This is a genomic window from Brenneria izbisi (assembly GCF_025840185.1).
GTDB lineage: Bacteria > Pseudomonadota > Gammaproteobacteria > Enterobacterales > Enterobacteriaceae > Brenneria > Brenneria izbisi.
Map to the genome: position 1 here is coordinate 23,777 of NZ_JAMPJU010000005.1, position 21,101 is coordinate 44,877.

The 21,101-nt window shown below is 54.6% G+C and carries 12 protein-coding genes; 2 read left to right on the plus strand and 10 right to left on the minus strand.

Annotated elements, in window-relative coordinates; genetic code table 11:
* Positions 1–12: 12 nt before the first annotated feature.
* A complete protein-coding gene (xopAD, locus tag NC856_RS08305; protein ID WP_264089962.1) occupies positions 13–7,392 on the minus strand; it encodes a XopAD/skwp family type III secretion system effector in 7,380 nt (2,459 codons plus the stop codon).
* 408 nt (positions 7,393–7,800) lie between these two features.
* On the opposite strand from xopAD, the gene ppc reads away from it, so the two are divergent.
* Positions 7,801–10,440, plus strand: coding sequence for a phosphoenolpyruvate carboxylase (gene ppc / locus NC856_RS08310; protein WP_264089963.1), 2,640 nt, complete (start codon positions 7,801–7,803; stop codon positions 10,438–10,440).
* A gap of 89 nt (positions 10,441–10,529) precedes the next feature.
* Here the strand turns inward: ppc and NC856_RS08315 are convergent, their stop codons facing one another.
* From NC856_RS08315 to metE, 3 genes are all read right to left on the minus strand, one after another.
* Complete coding sequence (locus NC856_RS08315; RefSeq protein ID WP_264089965.1) at positions 10,530–11,312, minus strand: tyrosine-protein phosphatase; 783 nt, start codon at positions 11,310–11,312, stop codon at positions 10,530–10,532.
* Between the two features lie 16 nt (positions 11,313–11,328).
* On the minus strand, positions 11,329–12,099 hold the full coding sequence (udp, locus tag NC856_RS08320) for a uridine phosphorylase (protein WP_264089966.1): 771 nt from the start codon (positions 12,097–12,099) through the stop codon (positions 11,329–11,331).
* A gap of 390 nt (positions 12,100–12,489) precedes the next feature.
* Entirely contained in the window at positions 12,490–14,760 is a 2,271-nt protein-coding gene (gene metE / locus NC856_RS08325; RefSeq protein WP_264089967.1) for a 5-methyltetrahydropteroyltriglutamate--homocysteine S-methyltransferase, read from the minus strand.
* A 104-nt stretch (positions 14,761–14,864) separates the two neighbouring features.
* On the opposite strand from metE, the gene metR reads away from it, so the two are divergent.
* The gene (gene metR / locus NC856_RS08330) at positions 14,865–15,800 is read left to right on the plus strand and encodes an HTH-type transcriptional regulator MetR (protein ID WP_264089969.1); all 936 of its coding nucleotides are present in this window, start codon (positions 14,865–14,867) and stop codon (positions 15,798–15,800) included.
* On the opposite strand, the gene NC856_RS08335 is transcribed toward metR, so the two are convergent.
* The 6 genes from NC856_RS08335 to NC856_RS08360 all read right to left on the minus strand — a co-directional run bounded on the left by NC856_RS08335 (position 15,706) and on the right by NC856_RS08360 (position 20,884).
* Positions 15,706–16,605 (minus strand): carboxylate/amino acid/amine transporter, encoded by a 900-nt coding sequence (locus NC856_RS08335; RefSeq protein ID WP_264089970.1) that lies wholly within the window; start codon positions 16,603–16,605, stop codon positions 15,706–15,708. The genes metR and NC856_RS08335 overlap by 95 nt on opposite strands.
* Before the next feature lie 247 nt (positions 16,606–16,852).
* Entirely contained in the window at positions 16,853–17,479 is a 627-nt protein-coding gene (gene pagP / locus NC856_RS08340) for a lipid IV(A) palmitoyltransferase PagP (RefSeq protein WP_264090191.1), read from the minus strand.
* 357 nt (positions 17,480–17,836) lie between these two features.
* The gene (gene cysE / locus NC856_RS08345) at positions 17,837–18,658 is read right to left on the minus strand and encodes a serine O-acetyltransferase (protein ID WP_264089971.1); all 822 of its coding nucleotides are present in this window, start codon (positions 18,656–18,658) and stop codon (positions 17,837–17,839) included.
* A 140-nt stretch (positions 18,659–18,798) separates the two neighbouring features.
* Complete coding sequence (gene gpsA, locus NC856_RS08350; RefSeq protein WP_264089972.1) at positions 18,799–19,818, minus strand: NAD(P)H-dependent glycerol-3-phosphate dehydrogenase; 1,020 nt, start codon at positions 19,816–19,818, stop codon at positions 18,799–18,801.
* Positions 19,818–20,288: a protein-export chaperone SecB gene (secB, locus tag NC856_RS08355; RefSeq protein ID WP_264089973.1), complete on the minus strand. Its 471-nt coding sequence runs from the start codon at positions 20,286–20,288 to the stop codon at positions 19,818–19,820. Before secB ends, gpsA begins: the two co-directional genes overlap by 1 nt.
* A gap of 164 nt (positions 20,289–20,452) precedes the next feature.
* A complete protein-coding gene (locus NC856_RS08360; protein ID WP_264089974.1) occupies positions 20,453–20,884 on the minus strand; it encodes a rhodanese-like domain-containing protein in 432 nt (143 codons plus the stop codon).
* Between the last annotated feature and the right edge of the window lie 217 nt (positions 20,885–21,101).

A 21,101-nucleotide genomic window follows, 5' to 3' on the forward strand; every position in this document is an offset into this window, starting at 1 on the left:
GTCGGTTTCCGCTTAATTATCGGTATAGTGCTTAAATGCCGCCAATTTTTCGATACCCTCCGGCAACGGGACACCAGCCGCAATTTGGCGCATTTTTCTCAGTTGAGATCCCCGTTTTTCCTCTATATTTGCCCACGTTTCGTCGGTATCGGTGGCTGAGCGGTTTGCCGGCAGCTTCCGGTGCGCTTCATAATCTCTGTGCGTATCAAGTTTGGCTCTCAGACTTTCGCGGGTATGAAACTGCACCTCAAAATAACCCTCTCCCGGCGACGCTTTGGTATCGCGCAATTTGACGTTAACGCCCGCGTAAGTGGTATCCGCCTCCAGAAAGCCGTTGCGCACCGCCACCATTTCGAGGCCATCACGCCGGAGCCCGTTCACAATGGCTTTCGCTTTGTCCGCGAATCGTTCCGGCGCCAGGATCACCTCGTACCTGAGCGCGTCGCGCACCACGTTCGGGCGCACAGCATCATCCTGCTGGCGTTCAGCCAGTTTGCGGGCGATAGAGCCCGGCTTTTTGAAAATAAAGGGGCGCCAGTCGCCTTGTTTATCCATACGTAACTGGCCGTCATGCTCTTGTAATAGCGGCTGTAATTTCGGAGAGATACGGCGTTCAAGCGCCCGCGCCTGTTCCAGCACCACTCCAGCCTGACGCAACAACGGCGTGGACGCGGCGCCGGATAAGGGGCGCTGCAATTGGCGCGGCGCGGATGTTCTTGCGCTCTCCGCGCCGCCGGCCTGCTGTAAGTCGTCAATGTCCAGACACCCCGGCGGGACCTGCACCTGGCTGAATGCTTGCCGGGCCTCCTGCAACCCGCCCGGCAACATCCCTTCACGTTTAAGCCGTTGTTCATCCTTGTAGCTGTCGTGATAACGTTCCTTGAGCATGAAGGTTTCTTCCGTATGAAACTGGATCTCCCAACTCGGTTCGCCAGCGCCGCCCCGCAGAGTCGCATTAATCGAGCGGAACGGAATATACGGTTTCGTAAAATAATTCGTCCGCTGGAGCAGCGTATGACCTTCGGCGTCCAATGCCGCAAGCAGCTTGCGGTATGACTCGGTAAAAGATTCACCCGGCATCACCACGCTGTAGCGCAGGGCATCGCTGAATTGAGTCACCGCCTGCGGTAAATCCAGTTGCTTTTTACCGACCAGATACCTGAGTTTTTCCTCTATCGATCCCACGGATTTTATGTTGTGGTTGAGTCCCGCTAAATGCGCCTGAGCGGGCAGCAGTCGCTGCAACAGATCGGTGATGCGCTGCTGTGCCTGCCGTGCTTGACTGTTTAAGGCCTGCGCCGCCGCTTTCAGCGCCTGCGGCGACAGCGACTGGGTACGCTCCAGCAATGTGGGCGGCACATGGAGCAACCCCACCTTCTGTAACGAGTCCACGGCATCTTCCATGACCGCCGCCGCCAGCGTGGGCATCCCGACCAGCGCGGCTTTGGCTTCTTCAGGATTAAAACGTCCTTCCTGCATCACACGCGCCGTCTGCTTGGTATAAGGGACATGGCGTACCCTCTCAGGGAAGAGGCGTTCCGTTTGAACGCAATTATCCAGAATTTTACTGAACAGCACCGTACCGGTATCCGATTTCAGCGCATCGGTGCCGACTTTCACCGCCAGCGTAAAAAGGTTACGGATGGTCAGTTCCGGCTCACCCGGCACCAGCCCCGGCTGACCGTCGGGGAACTGTTCGTGAGACAGCCGACAAACCGGATAGTTGTTCAACACGGCGTGGATGCGCCCCGCGGTATCCGGCGCTTTCGCATAAGCTTCCGCCAGTCGGGAATTCGCCTCAGCGACGGCGGCTGATATGGCGGGCGCCGTCGCTGGGGCGTCAGGCGACGCCAGTTGTTGCGTCAGATGATGCAATAGCCCGGCGACCTCCCGCGCTTCCGGCTGATGAGCCCGGCCAATCGCCGCTTCGCTCTGCGTACACAACGCCGCCAACGGCGGCGCGTCAGGGTCGCCGGCCAGCAATTGGCGCAAACCGTTGCGCAGGCTGCGCTCTACCCCGTCGTAGATGCCGAACATCATTTTGCGCGCCATTTTTTCACGCAACTCATCCGGCTGCGCCAAAAAACGGTTGGCCGCTTGGCTGGCGGCGCCAATCAATTTGCCGCCGCGTTGATCGTTGAGGATCTCCTGGGCGCGACCGGTATGATAGCGCCCTTGTTCATCAATCGCCGCGGTCGCGGTTTTGGGCGGCTTAAAGGATTTCTCCACCCCGCGCCGCCGCGCCCGGTCGTCCATCACCTCCCGGATATGCGCAGCCAGTTGCGGATACCCGGCATAGACAAAGGCGTCATCGCCATCGGTGTCCATGTTGCGCTTGCGCAGTTCCGCTATCGGCAAACCCGCCAACCGGCCCGGCACCAGAACATCCTTGACTCTCAGGCTGCCGGTGCTGAGCATCTGTTCCGGCAGCTTGTCGCGCTCGCGTCCATGCTGCCAACGCGACAAGATCTTCAAGTCTTCCCGCGAACAGACCATATCCTGATCGGCATGCGCGGGCGACCAGTGGCCTGGCGGGGGAATAATCAGCATGCCTTTACTGTGCAGCATATCGGCATCCTCGCCGGAATCTTCGTCAACCCCGCTGTAGCTGTACTGGATGGCAAAGCACTGATCCAGAAAACGCGCGGTGGCGTCTCCACTGGCGGGCGTGGCGACCTTTTCGGCGGCGAACGGCAGCAGGTATTCCTTGTCATAAGGCGGCTTGCCCAGCAACAGGTCGTTTTCCGGTCGCTGAAACCCCGGCAACGGCACCGTCGGCAGGTAGAGCCGGTCGCTGGCCGAAGGCACGGCGCGCAGCCGTCGGCCCAGATAGCCGCCGCTGATAGTCATCCGATAGAGGGTAAGACGATCCACGCTGTCCGGGGAGACATGCGCTTCGTCCGCATCCGGGCCCGCTTTTTGCGCCCGTAATTCGGTCAGCCGCCGTTGCAACACCGCATGCGCCTCGGCCTGCACGCTTTCGCTGCGCGGGTAGTGCATCAGCGCCTGAGGCGGGATGTTGTTTTGTCCCGCATCCTGCCCTTTTAACAGCCCAATCTGCTCCTGGCTGGCATGACCGGCGCGCGATGCTTCCCAGGCGTCGATATACGCGCTGACCACCGGGATCCGCCGCGCCACCTCCCAGCGCAAAAAACCGCAACCGTCATTCGGACACAAAGCCAGCCGCTCGCCAGACGGACTGGTCAACTTAAAAGGATGCTGCGGCCCCGGTACGTCCGCGCACCATCCAAGGCGCAGCGTGCCTTCGACGACATGATCCGGCGGCACCATCTCCAACAGGGCGCGCTGTATGCGCGACCAGTCTTCGCGCTGCGGAGAGATCTTTTCAATAAAGCGCATAAAATCGCTGTTCGGCACGGTATCGGCGTATCGGATCGCGGGCAATAATGATTTACCCGCATGCGATCCGGTGAGGATATCCTTGACCGTATTCTGACGCCCTTTCTTCAATCTGCTGCCGCCGAAGATATCAAAACGCCAGAGGTCGTCCTGATACTGAAAGGTACGCGCCAGCATAAAACTGCTGAGCTCGCCGGGCAGTTCGACCTCCACCAGCGGTTGTCCGGTCAGGCGCGTATAAAAAGAGTAGTTGTCTGGCGGGTCATCATCCGGTTTCGGCGCCTTGACCTCTTTCCCCCGAATATCGACAACAATATGTTGCGTGGCGCCGGCGCCGGGCGGCGGCGGCTTAATCCGACCGGGCGGCGTGCGCATTTGGCTCATGGTCTGCGTCAGGTCGAAAGTGATGGGCGGATGGCGCGCCACGAGCGTTGCCGAATCCTTGAGCAGACGCAAATCCAGCGCCTCATAGATTTCATCATTCGCTTCAATCTGGGCGATCAGGTTCCAGCTACTCTCCTGAAGATCCGCATTGATGACCTGTTGCGTCCGTTCCAGCAGGTCTTGTACCCAATGTTTTAGCTCAGTCTGCCGCGCCTTGATGTCGTTACGCTCGCCTTCGATATTGCGCGTATTCCACTGTCGGGCCACCACATTATAGGTTTTTAGCACCTGATAAAAACTGAGCGCCGGGGAGCGGGTGCCGCACGCTTCCCCATTATCCTGCAAATCCAGGCCGCCACGATCCGATTGCGTATTCTCCAGGCGAAGATAGCCGTCAACCTTGCGCGCAACGATGGGCTGCATCATTTCCAGCGTCTTCACCGCCTGAACGCGATGGCGCTGCAACTCCGGGCTGCGGGCCACAGGCAGCAGCCCCAGACTGAGCGTCGCCACGGCTTCAAGCGAGTTATCGCACAGTTGATCCTGCTGGATCAACGCCTGTACCCGCTCCAGCGCGGGTTCAGCAAGCGGCCGGAGCGCGCGCGGTATATGCATATTGCCGTAGGCTTTGAACAGGATGCCGACGCCGGGTAAATCAGCATCGGCGAAACATTCAGGATGCAGATCCAGATAGGCGGATAGCCCCTCCAGTACTATTCTGCCCTCTGCGATATCTTGTTCATCATTCCCGGACAAACGAGCCACAGCATTCGCGATCTGGCATATCCCTCTGAGGTCGAAATCCCGCCAGGCGTAACCCCGCGTTCCCAGTTGTTCCATCAATATCCCGCCCGCTTCCCTGGCCAAACTATGCTGAGTCCATTTGCTCAGGGCGTTCAATATGGCGCAAAGACCAACAGGCGTCAGGGACTGTCTCAGCGTCTTATCCGTCACCAGCCTTTCCATCAGGGCAAGGCTGGCGCGTTCAGCCAGCGGCTCCGCCTGCCATTTGCTCAACGCGTTAAACAAGTTACTCATTCCCAGGGCGTTTAGTGACTGTCGCAACGCCTCATCCTCCACCACCTGCTGCGCTATCACGAGCATTGCGTCTTTGGCTTTCTTATTACCAGGCCATTTACTGAACGCATTCAGGATATTGGACACATGTTCGGCGTCCGCGTCCTGCAGTAGACTCTTGTCCGCGATCACACGGTCAGCCAGCGCGAAAACCGCTTTTTGCACCTGCCGATTTTCGGGCCATTTACTGAATGCATTCAAACAATTAGATACCCCTTGCGAGCTCATCTGCCAGCACAGTTGATGATCTACAGCCACTTTTTCCGCTAAACCCTCCATCGCCTTGCCGAGCCGTTTTTCCTTAGGCCACTTGCTAAACGCATTTAGAATAATGGCTAAGCTCCGGGCATCCATCTGCTGTTGTAACCGGCGATCCGAGGCGACTCTATCCGCCATCTCCACCGCCGCTTCACGCATCTGCCGTTTCTCCGGCCATTTGCTCAGGGCATTCAGGGTGTTGCCCACCTCGACAAACTGCATCTTAAAGCGCAACACCTGATCTGAAGCGACCCTCTCCGCCAGTAAGCACACGGCGTTCTCTACTCGCGGCGCCTCGCTCCACTTGGAAAAACCGTTCAGCGCATTCGCCACGGATACCGCGTCGATTCTCCGCCGCAGCCCTTCATCCTCCGCTATTTTGTCCGCCAGAACGAAAACGACGTCCCCGGCCAGCGGTTTTCCGGCCCATTTGCTCATGGCGTTCAAAATATCGCTTACGTTTCCGACATCCAAATCCTCCCGCAGCCGGTGATCGGCAACCACCCTGTCCGCAAAAACAACAGCCGTTTCCCAGACGCGTTCCTTGTTAAGACATTTGCTCAACGCATTCAGGATTATTGCCACGCCCAGCGCATCCATTTCCATTTGCAGGCGATGATCCTTAGCCCCCCTATCCGCCAAGGCAAACACCGCCTCCTGGATCAATGGCTCTTCCGGCCACTTGCTGAGCGCATTCAGCGACATTGCCACCTGGTTGGTATCCATCTTCTGGCGCAGGACCTGATCAGAAATCACTCTGTCCGCCAGAGCAAGCGCCGCCTTACCCGCCCACGGCTTCTCATGCCACTTGCTGGAGGCATTCAGGATAATGGCGACAGCCTGACTATTCATTTCGCCGCATAGTCGCCGCTCCCGGGCAATTCTGTCCACCAGTGCATGCGCCGCCTTCTCCGCCAGCGGCTCATCGGCATATTTACTTAAGGCATTCAGGGAATTGCTCATATCCTGCACGTTCATCTGTCGCTGCAATACGCGATTTGGGACGATGTCTCCCGCCAGAGCGAGCGTCGCGTCTCGCGCCCATCGTTCCCCAGCCCACTTGCTCAACGCAACCAGAGACTTGCTCACCCCGACGGCATTCATTTTCTTGCGGAGCGCGGGATTAGCGACGATCACCTCGCTCAGATCGATAGCCGCCTCTTTCATCATGGGACGCTGCGGCCATTTGCTGAAAGCCAGCAAATAGCCGGGTATCTCAAAGACATCTATTCTCTGCTTTAACTGCAAACGCGGATCTCTCAGGATCTTCTCCGTCAGGGCGCAAGCGACACCTTCCACTTGTTGGTTTTTGGGCCATTTGCTAAGTGAATTCAATAACATGGAACCATTCTTAATGGTAGGTATGGATGGAAACCGCGCCAGCAAATGCCGGACGATCCTCAACATGCCTTCACAGCAAAAGTCGCTTCTGTCGTTTTTGGCAAACGCGCCGGCAAGCAATATTCCTGTTTTCATATCGACGTCGTGAAGATTATGGGCGTGCGCGGTATCGATCGCGATACGCTCGATCGCCGCCAGACAAGCCGCGTTGCTCTGAAATTTGCTGAGGCGGTTAGCTATCGCGGCATGACTTTGCATCGACGCCTCTTTAAACCAGCCGTGATGCACCAGAAAATAGTGCGCGGCCAGTCCCGCGCAATCCTGGATCCGTTTTTGAACGACACGATCCTGAGCGTCTGCGGGCGGAAGCGCCAGTTTGATCAGATAACGCGTGAGCCAGTGAACGTTGGTCTGGATATCGGATGAGGCTTGCAAAAAGATCAGCGCCTTATCAGCGCCATTGTGCAAGGCGAGCACATTATTCCTTGCCATCTCAAGGCAACGCTCCGGGAAACCACCGTCGGAGCGCTGATCCAGTGCGAGATATTGCATATTGCGCTGAGCCTGAAGCGTTTTCCTCTCATCGGGCCGTAGCCGGTTTTCTCTGTAGAGCAGCGCCTGACGCAATTTTTCATCCACTCTCGCCCCTGATGGGCGCGGTTCCGAACGATAGCGTTTGTTCTGGTTAACCTCCTCCTGCCGCCCGGTCGAGGTTTCCGCCCTATGCATGCGGGAAGGGCGTCCGACATCGTGCGACGATGACGCCGCGGAGTGATATGACTGTTCAACGATATGCGACCAGAGAGAAGGACGATGGGTGGGGCGGGGAAGCGTCCCCGCTTTGTCACGCGCCTCAGACGTGGAGGGTTGCTCCGCATCGTTTCGTCTTGTCTCCTTACCAGCCCGGCTCTCCGGGGCAGGTTCAGGCAGCGTGGAGGGATTGAATGTGGTGTTGGAATCACGAATTTTCATTATCAATTGCCTGCTATTCTCAACTCAAGATCGGTACTGCCCTAGTGAGTAAAGCAAGCTTTGCCGTAGTTCCTTAAAGACCACAATGTTAATAAGGAATTGGCGAATGACGCCGTATCCGCTCATGTTCAGACACGGTTAAACCTTAACAATGAGCCTTGCGAAACCTACGTGGATCATTCGATTCGAGACGTTTTATTTTCCCATTTTGATAAGCAAAGATAATATCTTTCCGTTTGTAATTAAATTTCACAAATTATCGTATCCACATCAATGCAGATAGAAAGAATAACGAGAACAAAGAATCGTCAATTGACGAATCAGGCTGGTCATGGCTAGATGAAGGAAGCGCAGAATATCTGTCAAGTGAAACAAACTTACAAAAGTAGAGGGATGGGTCAGGGTAAAATGAACGAAAAATATTCCGCAATGCGAAGTAACGTCAGTATGCTTGGCAAGCTACTTGGCGATACGATCAAGGAGGCGTTAGGCGAAAACATTCTTGATAAAGTAGAAACAATCCGCAAGTTGTCAAAGTCTTCCAGAGCAGGCAGCGAGAAACATCGTCAGGCACTACTGGACACACTACAGAATCTGTCCAACGATGAACTGTTGCCGGTTGCCCGTGCATTTAGCCAGTTTCTTAACTTTACCAATACCGCTGAGCAATATCATACGATTTCCCCTCATGGCGAGGCAGCCAGCAACCCGGAATTACTTGGCAAAGCCTTTGAGCGTTTAAAAGCAAATGAAAATCTCACAGAACAGGCTATTCGCGATGCCGTCGAATCGCTTTCCATCGAGTTGGTGCTGACGGCGCACCCCACCGAGATCACCCGCCGGACGTTGATCCACAAACTGGTTGAAGTGAATACCTGCCTTAAACAGCTTGATCATGACGATCTGGCCGGTTACGAGCGGGATCGGATCATGCGTCGTCTGCGTCAGTTGATTGCCCAGTCCTGGCACACCGACGAAATTCGCAAAATACGGCCTACCCCGGTAGAAGAAGCGAAGTGGGGTTTTGCCGTGGTTGAAAACAGTTTGTGGGAAGGAGTGACGGCTTTTCTGCGCGAACTTGACGAATTGCTGGAGAAATCCTTCGGTTATCGCCTGCCCGTTGAAGCGGTGCCGGTACGTTTCACTTCCTGGATGGGGGGTGACCGCGACGGCAATCCGAACGTTACCGCCGAAGTGACCCGCCATGTGTTATTGCTCAGCCGCTGGAAAGCCGCCGACCTGTTTCTGCAAGATATCCAGTTCCTGGTATCGGAACTGTCGATGTCCGAATGTACGCCGGCATTGAGCAAGCTGGCTGGCGGCGATGAAGTGCAGGAACCTTATCGCGCCATCATGAAATCACTGCGTACCCAACTCAATAACACGCTGAGCTATCTGGAATCCCGTCTTAAAGGCGAACAGTTGCTGGCGCCGAAAGATCTGCTGGTTAGCAACGAGCAACTCTGGGAACCGCTGCACGCCTGCTATCAGTCGCTGCATGCCTGCGGCATGGGCATCATCGCCGACGGCCAGTTGCTGGACACGTTGCGTCGCGTGCGCTGTTTCGGCGTGCCGCTGGTGCGCATTGATGTCCGTCAGGAAAGTACCCGTCACACCGACGCGCTGGCCGAAGTTACCCGTTATCTGGGCCTCGGCGACTACGAAAGCTGGTCTGAATCCGATAAGCAAGCCTTCTTGATCCGCGAATTAAGCTCCAAGCGTCCATTATTTCCCCGTGACTGGGAACCCAGCGCGGACACTAAAGAAGTGCTCGAGACCTGCCGCGTTATCGCCAAAGCCCCGCAGGGATCGATTGCGGCTTATGTGATCTCGATGGCGCGCACCCCGTCTGACGTGCTGGCGGTTCATCTGCTGCTCAAAGAAGCCAGATGTCCGTTTGCTTTGCCGGTTGCGCCGCTGTTTGAAACGCTGGATGACCTGAACAATGCGGATGAGGTCATGACTCAGTTGCTGAATATCGACTGGTATCGCGGTTTTATCCAGGGCAAACAGATGGTCATGATTGGCTATTCCGACTCGGCGAAAGACGCCGGCGTGATGGCGGCATCATGGGCACAATACCGTGCGCAGGACGCGCTGATCAAAACCTGTGAGAAAGCGGGTATTGCGTTGACGTTGTTCCACGGTCGCGGGGGCTCTATAGGCCGCGGCGGTGCGCCAGCGCACGCCGCCCTGCTGTCTCAACCGCCGGGGAGTCTGAAAGGCGGTCTGCGCGTTACCGAGCAGGGTGAAATGATCCGCTTCAAATATGGTCTGCCCGAAGTCACAATCAGCAGTCTGGCGCTGTACACCGGCGCCATTCTGGAAGCCAATCTGTTGCCGCCGCCTGAACCCAGGCAGGAATGGCGGGAGGTGATGGACGAGCTCTCTCGCGTGTCCTGCGATATGTATCGCGGCTATGTGCGTGAAAACCCGGATTTCGTGCCTTATTTTCGCGCCGCCACCCCAGAATTGGAGTTGGGTAAATTGCCGCTGGGCTCCCGTCCGGCGAAACGCCGCCCCAGCGGGGGGGTTGAAAGCCTGCGCGCCATTCCGTGGATCTTTGCCTGGACGCAGAACCGTTTGATGCTGCCCGCGTGGCTTGGCGCGGGCGCCGCATTGCAAAAAGTGGTGGACGACGGCCAGCAAGAGCAACTGGAAACCATGTGTCGCGACTGGCCGTTCTTCTCCACCCGTATCGGAATGTTGGAGATGGTGTTTGCCAAAACCGACCTGTGGCTGGCGGAATACTATGATCAGCGTCTGGTTGACAAAAAGCTGTGGCCGTTGGGCAAACAACTACGCGAGCAACTGGCCGCCGATATCAACGTGGTGCTGACGATAGCCAATGACGATCACCTGATGGAAGACCTGCCGTGGATTGCGGAATCCATCGCCTTGCGCAACGTCTATACCGATCCGCTGAACGTGCTTCAGGCCGAACTGCTGCACCGTTCGCGCCAGCAGGAACAGCCGAGTCCTGAGGTGGAACTGGCGTTGATGGTCACCATTGCGGGCGTCGCCGCCGGTATGCGCAACACCGGCTAACCGCCGCCTGTGGCGCTGACGTTACAGATACATCACGGACAAAGGCCGGTCCATGCGACCGGCCTTTTAATGCGTACATTTAGCAGGAATCAAATCAGATATTTATCCTGCAAGCATTGACGAGTCTGGTCGTCCAGCCCATATTCGACTTCAAGCCAGACATTGACGGAACCATAACGTTCATTGATGGCCTGCAACGCCGTCACGATAAATTCTTCCTGCACCGACAGCACATAAGAGAACTGCCCCAGCGCTTTTTCATTCAGCGTCTGCGCCAGGTGTGCCATCAAGTGCTGACGAAACGGCGCCAGCGTAGTATCGGTTAACAGATAGTCTTCCACCACCGTTTGCTCATCCGCGCCCAGCGCGAACATCACCAGGGCAGAGCCTATCCCGGTGCGATCTTTACCCACAGCGCAATGTTGCACCAGCGCGCCCTCATCCGGCTGCAACAGCAACGCCACCAATTGGCGGTAAGCTGAATTATCAAACGGCAAGCGGCGATAGAGCTCCAGCATAAATGCCCGTGAATCAAACGCCGCCAGCACATCCGATCCCAATGAATCCAGATTCGCCGTGACTTCATGTCGCAGCGGATTGGCCGGGAACGCATGGTAGTTTGCGCCAGCCCACAATACATCGGGTTTGACGACGATTTCTTCCTCATCCCGATAATCAATAACGTGGGAAACCGGTACGCCAGCAAGGTATTCGCAATCGGCATGACTCAGCAAATCCAGCGAGCCTGCGCGAAACAGTTTACCGTGGCGGATAAGCCGCCCGTCGGCGGCGCGGTTCCCGCCCAGATCGCGAAAATTGATGCCGCCGTCCAGCGGTAATAAAGAAGGATGAAGCAACGTTGGTTCGGTCATATATCTCCTTAAGCAACTACCCGGCGGCCAGCAATCGGCGGGTAGCATCCAGCAACACCTGGATAACGGTGGACTCGGCCTGTTTCATTGCCGCCGTATCAGGAATTTCCTGTTGGGTGCGGTTAACAATCACACCGGCGATCATCCCGGCTTTCAGCCCCTGACTGGCGCACATGGTCAGCAACGTGGCGGACTCCATTTCATAGTTCAGTACGCCCATGCTTTGCCACTCTTCCATCGAGCCGCGAAAACGGCGCACGACGCGGCCAGAGAACGTATCATAGCGTTCCTGACCCGGATAGAACGTATCGGATGATGCGGTTACGCCAATGTGCAGCGCGACGTTCGTCGCCTTCGCCGCATCGACCAGCGCCGTCGTACAGGTAAAATCAGCGACCGCCGGGAACTCCATCGGCGCGAAATGCAGGCTGGCGCCGTCAAGACGCACAGCGGCGGTGGTCACCAGTACATCGCCCACATTAATGCCCTCCTGAATCGCACCTGTGGTGCCGACACGCAGGAACGTGCGAATCCCAAGCTGAGCCAGTTCTTCCACCGCGATCGACGTTGACGGGCCGCCAATCCCGGTAGAACAGACAATCACGGTCTTCCCATCCAACTCCGCACGCCAGGACGTGAATTCACGGTGCGATGCCAGATATACCGGGTTATCCATCAGGCGGGCTATCTTTTCAACACGTTCAGGATCGCCGGGAACAATCGCCAGCGTAGCGCCTTGTAAATCATTTTTTGTTAAACCGAGATGGAAAACATCAGATTTAGACATAACCGCCTCCAGGCAAATTCGTTAAGTAGTCAGAAGCGATAAATCGCTTTTCAACATTGCGTTTTCATGCAACACATTGGCTGTGAAAATTATTAATTTATGAATAGGGTGGCACATCAAAACGGCGGGCAGAAAAAGATCTGCGATAAGCAAGACTCTAGCGCATCATCAATGCGTTTTTAGTGACAGCCATCACCCATAAAAAAGAAACAAAAAACAGAATACATAAAAAATGCGATAGATATCACAATTAAACATGCGTAAAAACGTTTATCACCATCATGCCGAACCCACGTAAGACGGCTGGCGTGGTTTAGACAAGCTGAATAGCAACAGGGAGGCGCTCGCCTCCCTGTTGCTATAACTTTTACTTTACCACCTCTCCGCCAATCATTGAGCCTGTGCCGCACGCAAACGCTGCGCCGCCTGCACCATGTTCGCCAGCGCCTGACGGGTTTCAGGCCAGCCACGGGTTTTCAGACCGCAATCCGGGTTAACCCACAGACGTTCAGCAGGAATGCGTTGCGCGGCTTTCAGCAACAATGCCTCCATCCACTCCACGCTCGGTACGTTTGGCGAGTGAATATCGTACACGCCTGGGCCGATTTCGTTTGGGTATTCAAACTCTTCAAATGATTCCAGCAACTCCATATCGGAACGTGAGGTTTCGATGGTAATCACATCCGCATCCAACGCCGCAATGGAATCCATAATGTCATTGAACTCGCAATAACACATGTGGGTATGAATCTGAGTCGCGTCCCGCGCCACCGCCGCATTGAGGCGGAACGCGTCCACCGCCCAGGTCAGATACGCATCCCAGTCGGAGCGATGCAGCGGCAGACCTTCACGCAGCGCCGGTTCATCGATCTGAATAATACCGATACCCGCGTTTTCCAGATCGGCCACTTCATCCCGCAATGCCAGCGCGATTTGCCTGGCGATGGTTTCACGCGTTACGTCTTCGCGCGGGAAAGACCAACACAGGATCGTCACCGGGCCTGTCAGCATGCCTTTCATCGGCTTATCCGTCAGCGACTGCGCATACTTCGCCCATTCAACCGTGATGGCTTGCGGACGGCTGATATCGCCAATAATCACCGGTGGTTTCACGCAACGAGAGCCATAACTCTGTACCCAGCCGTTCTGGGTAAAGATAAAACCATCCAGATGTTCGCCGAAGTATTCCACCATGTCATTACGCTCGGCTTCACCATGCACCAGTACATCCAGCCCCAGGCGTTCCTGCTCCGCCACCGCTTGCTTAATGTGTTCGGCGATACCGGTACGGTAATTATTGCCATCCAGTCGACCTTGTTTGAAGTCCAGACGCAAGCCGCGAATTTCCGTGGTTTGCGGGAAAGAGCCGATGGTGGTGGTTGGCCATGCGGGTAGATTGAAGCGCTCACGCTGAGCTTTGGCGCGCAACGGATACGGCTGCTGACGCTGACTGTCCTGCGGGGTAATGGCCGCCAGACGCTGTGCAACGGCGGCATTGTTAACCCGCGTCGAGGTGCGACGAGCACGAATCGGCGCGCTGTACGCTTCCAGCGCCTGCCCGTTACCGCGATTCAACGCCTGAGACAACAGCGACAATTCCGCACATTTCTGGACAGCAAACGCAAACCAGCTTTTCACTTCATCATCCAGACGCGTTTCCACACTGAGATCAATCGGGCTATGCAGCAGCGAGCAGGAGCTCCCCAGCCACAACTTACGCTTGCCTACCAGCGGTTGCAGCCGCTCAAACCAGCTACTCAGATCGGCGCGCCAGACATTGCGCCCGTTGATCACCCCCAGAGACAGAAGCCAGTCGGCGGGCAATTGCGCATGCAATTGCGCCGCATCATCTTTACCGTGAACCAGATCGACATGCAGCCCCTGAACCGGCAGCGTCTTGATAGTGTCCAGATTCTGCCCGATGCTGTCAAAATAGGTGGTCAGCAGCAGTTTTGTCCGCCCCTGCAATGCCTCATACGCGGGCTTGAACGCGGCCAGCCATTCTGACGGCAACTCCAGCACCAGCGCAGGCTCATCAATTTGTACCCACTCGATATCGCGTTTAGCCAGTTCGTCCAGCACCTGCTGATACACCGGCAGGATGTCCCGCAGCAACGACAGGCGATCGAACTGCTCGCCTTTTACTTTACCCAGCCACAGGTAGGTGACCGGCCCCAGTAGAACGGGTTTCACTTTATGCCCCAGCGCCAGCGCCTCGTCCACTTCGTCCAGCAACTGGGTCCAGGTCAGCGTAAACCGCTGCCCTTTGGTAAACTCAGGCACCATGTAGTGGTAGTTGGTATTGAACCACTTGGTCATCTCCGCCGCCGCCGCAGGCTCCCCCGTTGGCGCACGTCCGCGGGCAATACGGAACAGCGTATCCAGATCGACGCAACTATCGGCATTCTGATGACGCGCAGGCACATTACCCAACAACAGGCTGGTGGTCAGCACATGATCGTACCAGGCAAAATCACCCACCGGCAGCAGATCAACGCCCGCATCCTTCTGTTGTTGCCAGTGGCGCGCGCGCAATTCACGTCCAACCGCCAGCAATTCTTGTTGTGTGGCGTTGCCTGCCCAGTAGCTTTCCTGCGCTTTTTTCAGTTCACGTCGTAATCCTACGCGCGGAAAACCCAGTGTGTGATTCAAAATCGCCATCATTAAATCCTCATTTAGCCATCCAGATGTTTACACATCCATAATCCGCAGGTAGTGTATTAAGCACAAGCGCAATTTATTCACCGTCACTGTGAAGGACTCTCATGATCGAATTTAAACACCTGCGAACACTGCAAGCGCTGCGCAATACGGGATCGTTAGCCGCCGCCGCCGCCTCACTCCATCAGACTCAGTCGGCGCTGTCCCACCAGTTCAGCGATCTGGAACAACGTCTTGGATTCAGGCTATTTGTTCGAAAAAGTCAGCCGCTGCGCTTTACGCCACAGGGTGAGATTCTGTTGCAGTTGGCTGAACAGGTGTTGCCGCAAATCCAGCAGGCATTACAGGCCTGCCATGAGCCGCACCAGACCACGCTGCGTCTGGCGATTGAGTGTCATAGCTGTATTCAGTGGCTGACGCCGGCGCTGGATGCGTTCCAGCAAAGCTGGCCGCAGGTAGTCATGGACTTCAAATCCGGCGTGACGTTTGATCCTCAGCCCGCGTTGCAGCAGGGCGAACTGGATCTGGTCATGACTTCGGACATCATGCCTCGCAGCGGATTGCATTACTCGCCGTTGTTTGATTTTGAGGTACGGCTGGTGCTGGCGCCCGATCACCCACTGGTGGAAAAAGCAAAAATCGAACCCGACGATCTCAGCACTGAAACGCTGATGATTTACCCGGTACAGCGCCAACGGCTGGATGTGTGGCGTCATTTTTTACAACCGGCGGCTATCAGCCCAACCTTAAAAAGCGTGGACAACACGTTACTGTTGATTCAAATGGTGGCCGCGCGGATGGGCATCGCCGCACTACCGCACTGGGTGGTGGAAAGTTTTGAACGTCAGGGATTGGTTGTCACCAAAACTCTGGGCGAAGGACTCTGGAGCCGGCTGTACGCCGCCGTCAGGGACGGAGAACAGCGTCAGCCGGTGCTTGAAGCCTTTATTCGCTCGGCGCGTCAGCACGCTTGCGAACACTTGCCGTTTGTACGGGACGCGTCACGACCCAACGCCGGTGTACCCACAGTGAGGACATAATAATCAGTGCGCCAATGATAAAACTCGGCCAATGGGGTTTCTCCTGCCAGATAGCCAGGTTGACAAGGAGCGCCGCGGGAACATGGAAATTATTCATGATCCCCAGCGTTCCGGCATCAACCTGAGTGGCGCCGTAGTTCCACATGAAATAACCCAACCCTGAGGCCGCGACGCCCAACCAGACCAAAATCCCCCATTGCAATGATGTTGTGGGGAGCTTATCGGGGTTACCGAACAGTAGCCAGGCGATGACTGAAACCGCCAACGCGCCCAGATAAAACCAGGAAAACGCAGTATGTTGCGGCATCGGATGTACTTCCATCAGGCGCTTGTAACCCACCTGTCCGATAGCAAAAAAGATATTCGCCGCCTGCACCAGAATCAGCCCCCAGACAAAATGAGGACTAATCTCGTCATAGCGGATCACCGCCGCCCCCAGCACCGCCAATAGCGCGCTAAAGACATATCCCCAACGTAGCCGTTCACGTCGCAGCAGATCGTAAATCAACGTGACATACAGTGGCGTCATGACCGTAAAAAGCAAAAACTCAGGCACAGTCAAATACAGATAAGCTTGGAAAACAAACAGATACATGATCCCTAACTGACACGCGCCCACCAGCAGATACAGGAAAAGGACACGCGGCGCATAGCCGCGCCAGCGTAGGAATGGCAAGAAAACCAACGCCGCCAGCCCAACACGCATCAATACCGAAAACCAGCTATCCACCTGACCGGCAAGATATTCGCCAATCAGACTGAATGAAAAAGCCCATAAGATGGTGGTGATAACAAGTAATGGCACAGTGAAATCCGCTCAATAAAAAAGTGGCTTTATTGTAATGGAGAATGGTGAATAAATTTCAAACAAATAAGTTTACATCCGTATGAATAACAAACGAACAGTAACACAGAGGATAGCTGACAGAAGGCTTAAATCGTCGCCGGACAACCGTTCAAGTGGTACACCATATCAAAAATAAAACCCCTGCCAGATAATTCTGGCAGGGGTTTTATCGAATCACCCTTCAAAAAATCGGTATATACGCCGATTAAATTTGCCATCTGAACCAGGCAAAAAAGACGTTACCATTATTATAGGTGCCGGGAATATAGGTGGCCTGGAAAGATAATTTTTTATAACTAACTGATGCCAAAGGCAATAAAACCGGAATAGGAATATAATTCCAGTTGTCGCGCATCGTCACGCCGGCGGTGAACCCCAATCCCAATTGGAAATCCTGATCGCGAGCAGGTCGCCAGCGTTTCTCAAAGCCATAACCGCCAATAGGTTCCCATTTATTATGGGAATCCTTGAACGCCATAATATAGAGTGAATGCCAGTCGCGATCTTCATCCAGACGAGAAACACCGTAACCCGCGCCCCACGGACGTTCATTATACTCATCCGTCTTTTCTTTATCGTAAGTCCAGCGGTTATGCCAGGTGATCGCAGGAATGTAGATATCGTGATTGGGCGATGCCGACCATGTTTTAGATAAGTTATTTTTACTTCTCTGCCACCAGCTTTCATTATGGCTCGTCGCAACGGTGTTATCGCTATTTGCCGCACTGCCATTGTTATCCAGATCTGAGGAATTCCCCGCAGCATGAACGGCTAACGACATGCCAGATAACGCAGCCAAATACAAGGTAATTAAAAGACGTTTTAAATACATATAAGACTCTCTGCCACGTAATAACATTATCGATTCTGGCTTTCAAATTACCGCAATGTCAGCCATTTTATCTCTAATAATTTACTTATCTAATCCCATCGGGATTCATTCGTCTACCCCTTGTCTGCTGCTTTAACTCGCTGGATAACACACAAACATCAGGATTATGTAGCTCAAATTATTTTGCCTTCACAGATAAGACGACAATAAAGCACATTATTATGTAGCTGCAATTGACAACAGGTGTTAAATAAATTTAAGCCAGTGGGGAGGTTTCAGAAATTTCTCATCTGAAATAACAAGAAACCATCTGAAAGTCAGATGGTTGGGTAAATAAAAAACTGAAATGAATGGCAACTAAATACCATCGCCGTATTCAAAACCGCGATTCACGCCATTGAAATACTGATCCATATCCATCGCTGGTTTATCGGTTTCTGGCCGTCCTACAATTCGGGCAGGCACACCCGCAGCCGTGGTATGTGGCGGCACCGATTGCAATACCACCGACCCCGCGCCAATCTTGGCGCCGCGCCCTACTTCAATATTTCCTAAAATCTTGGCGCCAGCGCCGATCATCACGCCTTCACGGATCTTAGGATGGCGATCGCCGCTGGTTTTGCCTGTACCGCCAAGGGTAACGGACTGGAGGATGGAAACATCATTCTCCACGACCGCCGTTTCCCCGATCACAATGCCAGTGGCATGATCGAGCATGATCCCATAACCAATGGTCGCGGCAGGATGAATATCAACGCCAAAAGAGACTGAAATCTGATTCTGAAAATAGATTGCTAACGCTTTGCGATCCTGTAACCAGAGCCAGTGTCCGATACGATAAGCCTGTAACGCATGAAATCCTTTCAGATACAGCAATGGAGTAGAGTATTTATCCACCGCCGGGTCGCGCAGGCACACCGCACGGATATCGCGGGCAGCGGAAATAATCATCTGCGGATCGGCATGGTAAGCCTCTTCGACAACCTCACGAATGGCAATCGCCGGCATAATCGGGTTCGCCAGTTTGTTAGCCAGCATATAGCTTAACGCGCTGCCCAGATTCTCATGCTTTAGCAATGTGGCATGAAAAAAACTGGCCAGCATAGGTTCGCAGTCCGCCAAACTGCGCGCTTCAGCCTTGATATTTTTCCAGACCAGTTCCAGTTCTTCTGTCGACATTGCCTTACTCTCCGCAGTACCACGCATCCCAACACCATTTTCGCTATTATAAAATGATTATCGCCAATGCCATTCGTATACAAAAAAACGAAAGATACGACGAGGCCCCGAATCAGGAGGCACAGTAGAAAACGAGGTTTTTATAATCGGGCGCTTTCGTCTTTACGCGTGCGTCCCAACAGACTTAACGCGGCCTCACGCGCATCCTTGCCGCAATACAGAACTTGCCAAAGCTGTTCGGTGATCGGCATTTCAACGCCATGGCGCTGAGCTAACGCCAACACTTCCTTGGTGTTACGGTATCCTTCCACAACCTGACCAATTTTATCCTGCGCCGCCTGCACATCCATGCCCTGCCCCAACATCATGCCGAACCGCCGGTTGCGAGACTGATTATCCGTACAAGTCAGGACCAGATCGCCCAGCCCTGCCATCCCCATAAAGGTGGCAGGTTCGGCGCCCAGGGCGACGCCAAGCCGGGTCATCTCAGCCAGACCGCGCGTGATCAATGCTGTGCGCGCATTAGCGCCAAACCCCATGCCGTCGGACATGCCCGCACCAATAGCAATCACGTTTTTAACCGCGCCGCCAAGCTGTACGCCGATAAAATCAGGGTTGCTGTATACACGAAAACTTTTACCACAATGCAACAGGTGCTGGAGATCGTCGGCAAAATCGCTGTCCGTTGCCGCCAACGCAATCGCCGTTGGTAAACCTGCCGCCAGTTCTTTGGCGAACGTCGGGCCGGATACCACTGCGAGAGGAATTTGCTCGCCTAATGCTTCACGCGCCACATCCTGGAGCAAACGTCCGGTTTCCGCCTCCAGCCCTTTGGTCGCCCAGACGATTCGGGCATCCGCACGCAAATGAGGTTTGATCTGATGCAACACGTCGCCAAACACATGACTGGGCACCACCACCAGCACATTTCTGCTTGCGGCCAAGGCCTGCGCCAGATCGGTTTCCAGTTCCAGCGAATGGGGAAATGAGACATCAGGCAGGAATGCCTGATTGCAGCGAGCGGCTTGCAGAGCCTGAACGTGTCTGGGGTCGTGACCCCAGAGCACCACGCGATGACCGTTGCGCGCCAGCGTAATGGCCAGCGCGGTGCCGTATGAACCGGCACCAATGACTGTCATGGAAGCGTCAGAAACGTTCATCAGGCATCCTGATGCGTTGCAGCGCCTTCGCCGTCGGCCTGCTGTTGCAAATAGTTCATGAACAGCGCATCAAAGTTTACCGGCGCCAGGTTTAGTTGCGGGAATGTACCGCGCGATACCAGGCTGGTAATGCACTCACGCGCATAAGGGAACAGGATATTCGGGCAATATGCGCCCAGGCAGTGCGCCAGTTGAGTACCGTCAATACCGCCAACGGTAAAAATACCGCCCTGCTGAACTTCGCACAGAAACGCCGTTTCCTCACCCAGAGAAGCCGTTACCGTCACGCGCAGCACCACTTCATAGATATCTTCCGCCAGTTGGCTGGAGGCGGTATCCAAATCCAGTTTAACTTCCGGTTGCCACTCCTGCTGGAACACCTGGGGCGCGTTCGGCGCTTCAAAAGAAATATCCTTGGTATAAATACGTTGGATCTGGAAAGACATTTCAGTGTTGTTTTGTTCAGACATGTTAACTCATACCTTTTGTTAGATTTCCCTGACGCGTTCCATCGTCACTGGAGGAACAGACGCCCGCACATTACATTATCTTAGCGCGACAGCCAGACCAACGGATCATGCGGCGAAAATTTACGGCGCATGCGGTTTCTCCGCGCTTGCCACCAACCTTTTACTTACTTTCCACGCACCAAAGGCAGGTTTTCGCCGCTCCAGCCCGCCAGACCGTCTTTCAGTACCACGACCCGTTCAAACCCGGCTTTCAGCAGATTGTTCGCCGCATCGCGCGAGGATAACCCGTTGGCGCAAACCACGATAACCGGCTGGGATTTGTGTTTCTCCAACTCGCCCACGCTGCCATTTTTAATGTCATTAGGTAACAGGTTAAACGCGTTGGCGATATGACCACGGCGATAGTCGTCACGATTGCGGATATCGACAACCACGGCATCTTCCTTGTTGATCAACTGGATCGCTTCACCGCGAACCACATCTTTCACTTTAGACAGTTTACTCTTCACAGTAAGCACAATAACGGCAATCAGCAGAGCAACCCAGGCCACGCTCAATATAGGGTTCCTGCTGATAAATGACATAATCTCTTGCATGGGGTGTAACGACTCCCGAATCAGTTAAGCGATAAAATATAAGGTTCCTGAGTATACCTGCGTGATACGGCAATTACAGCCAGTAAGCCAAGATAGCGAACTGAATCTGCGGCGCAATACGTAAAAATCACTGCGCCATTGGTGTAATTCAACCATTCTATGCGTATCCGTTCCCATTTATCTATTATTGATGCACCTGTTGCGCCAATTCCGTGCC

Excerpts from the sequence above, each read along its gene's own strand:
- xopAD (WP_264089962.1), bottom strand. The coding sequence starts at position 7,392 with ATGAAAATTCGTGATTCCAACACCACATTCAATCCCTCCACGCTGCCT.
- ppc (WP_264089963.1), top strand. The coding sequence starts at position 7,801 with ATGAACGAAAAATATTCCGCAATGCGAAGTAACGTCAGTATGCTTGGC.
- NC856_RS08315 (WP_264089965.1), bottom strand. The coding sequence starts at position 11,312 with ATGACCGAACCAACGTTGCTTCATCCTTCTTTATTACCGCTGGACGGC.
- udp (WP_264089966.1), bottom strand. The coding sequence starts at position 12,099 with ATGTCTAAATCTGATGTTTTCCATCTCGGTTTAACAAAAAATGATTTA.
- metE (WP_264089967.1), bottom strand. The coding sequence starts at position 14,760 with ATGGCGATTTTGAATCACACACTGGGTTTTCCGCGCGTAGGATTACGA.
- metR (WP_264089969.1), top strand. The coding sequence starts at position 14,865 with ATGATCGAATTTAAACACCTGCGAACACTGCAAGCGCTGCGCAATACG.
- pagP (WP_264090191.1), bottom strand. The coding sequence starts at position 17,479 with ATGTATTTAAAACGTCTTTTAATTACCTTGTATTTGGCTGCGTTATCT.
- cysE (WP_264089971.1), bottom strand. The coding sequence starts at position 18,658 with ATGTCGACAGAAGAACTGGAACTGGTCTGGAAAAATATCAAGGCTGAA.
- gpsA (WP_264089972.1), bottom strand. The coding sequence starts at position 19,818 with ATGAACGTTTCTGACGCTTCCATGACAGTCATTGGTGCCGGTTCATAC.
- secB (WP_264089973.1), bottom strand. The coding sequence starts at position 20,288 with ATGTCTGAACAAAACAACACTGAAATGTCTTTCCAGATCCAACGTATT.
- NC856_RS08360 (WP_264089974.1), bottom strand. The coding sequence starts at position 20,884 with ATGCAAGAGATTATGTCATTTATCAGCAGGAACCCTATATTGAGCGTG.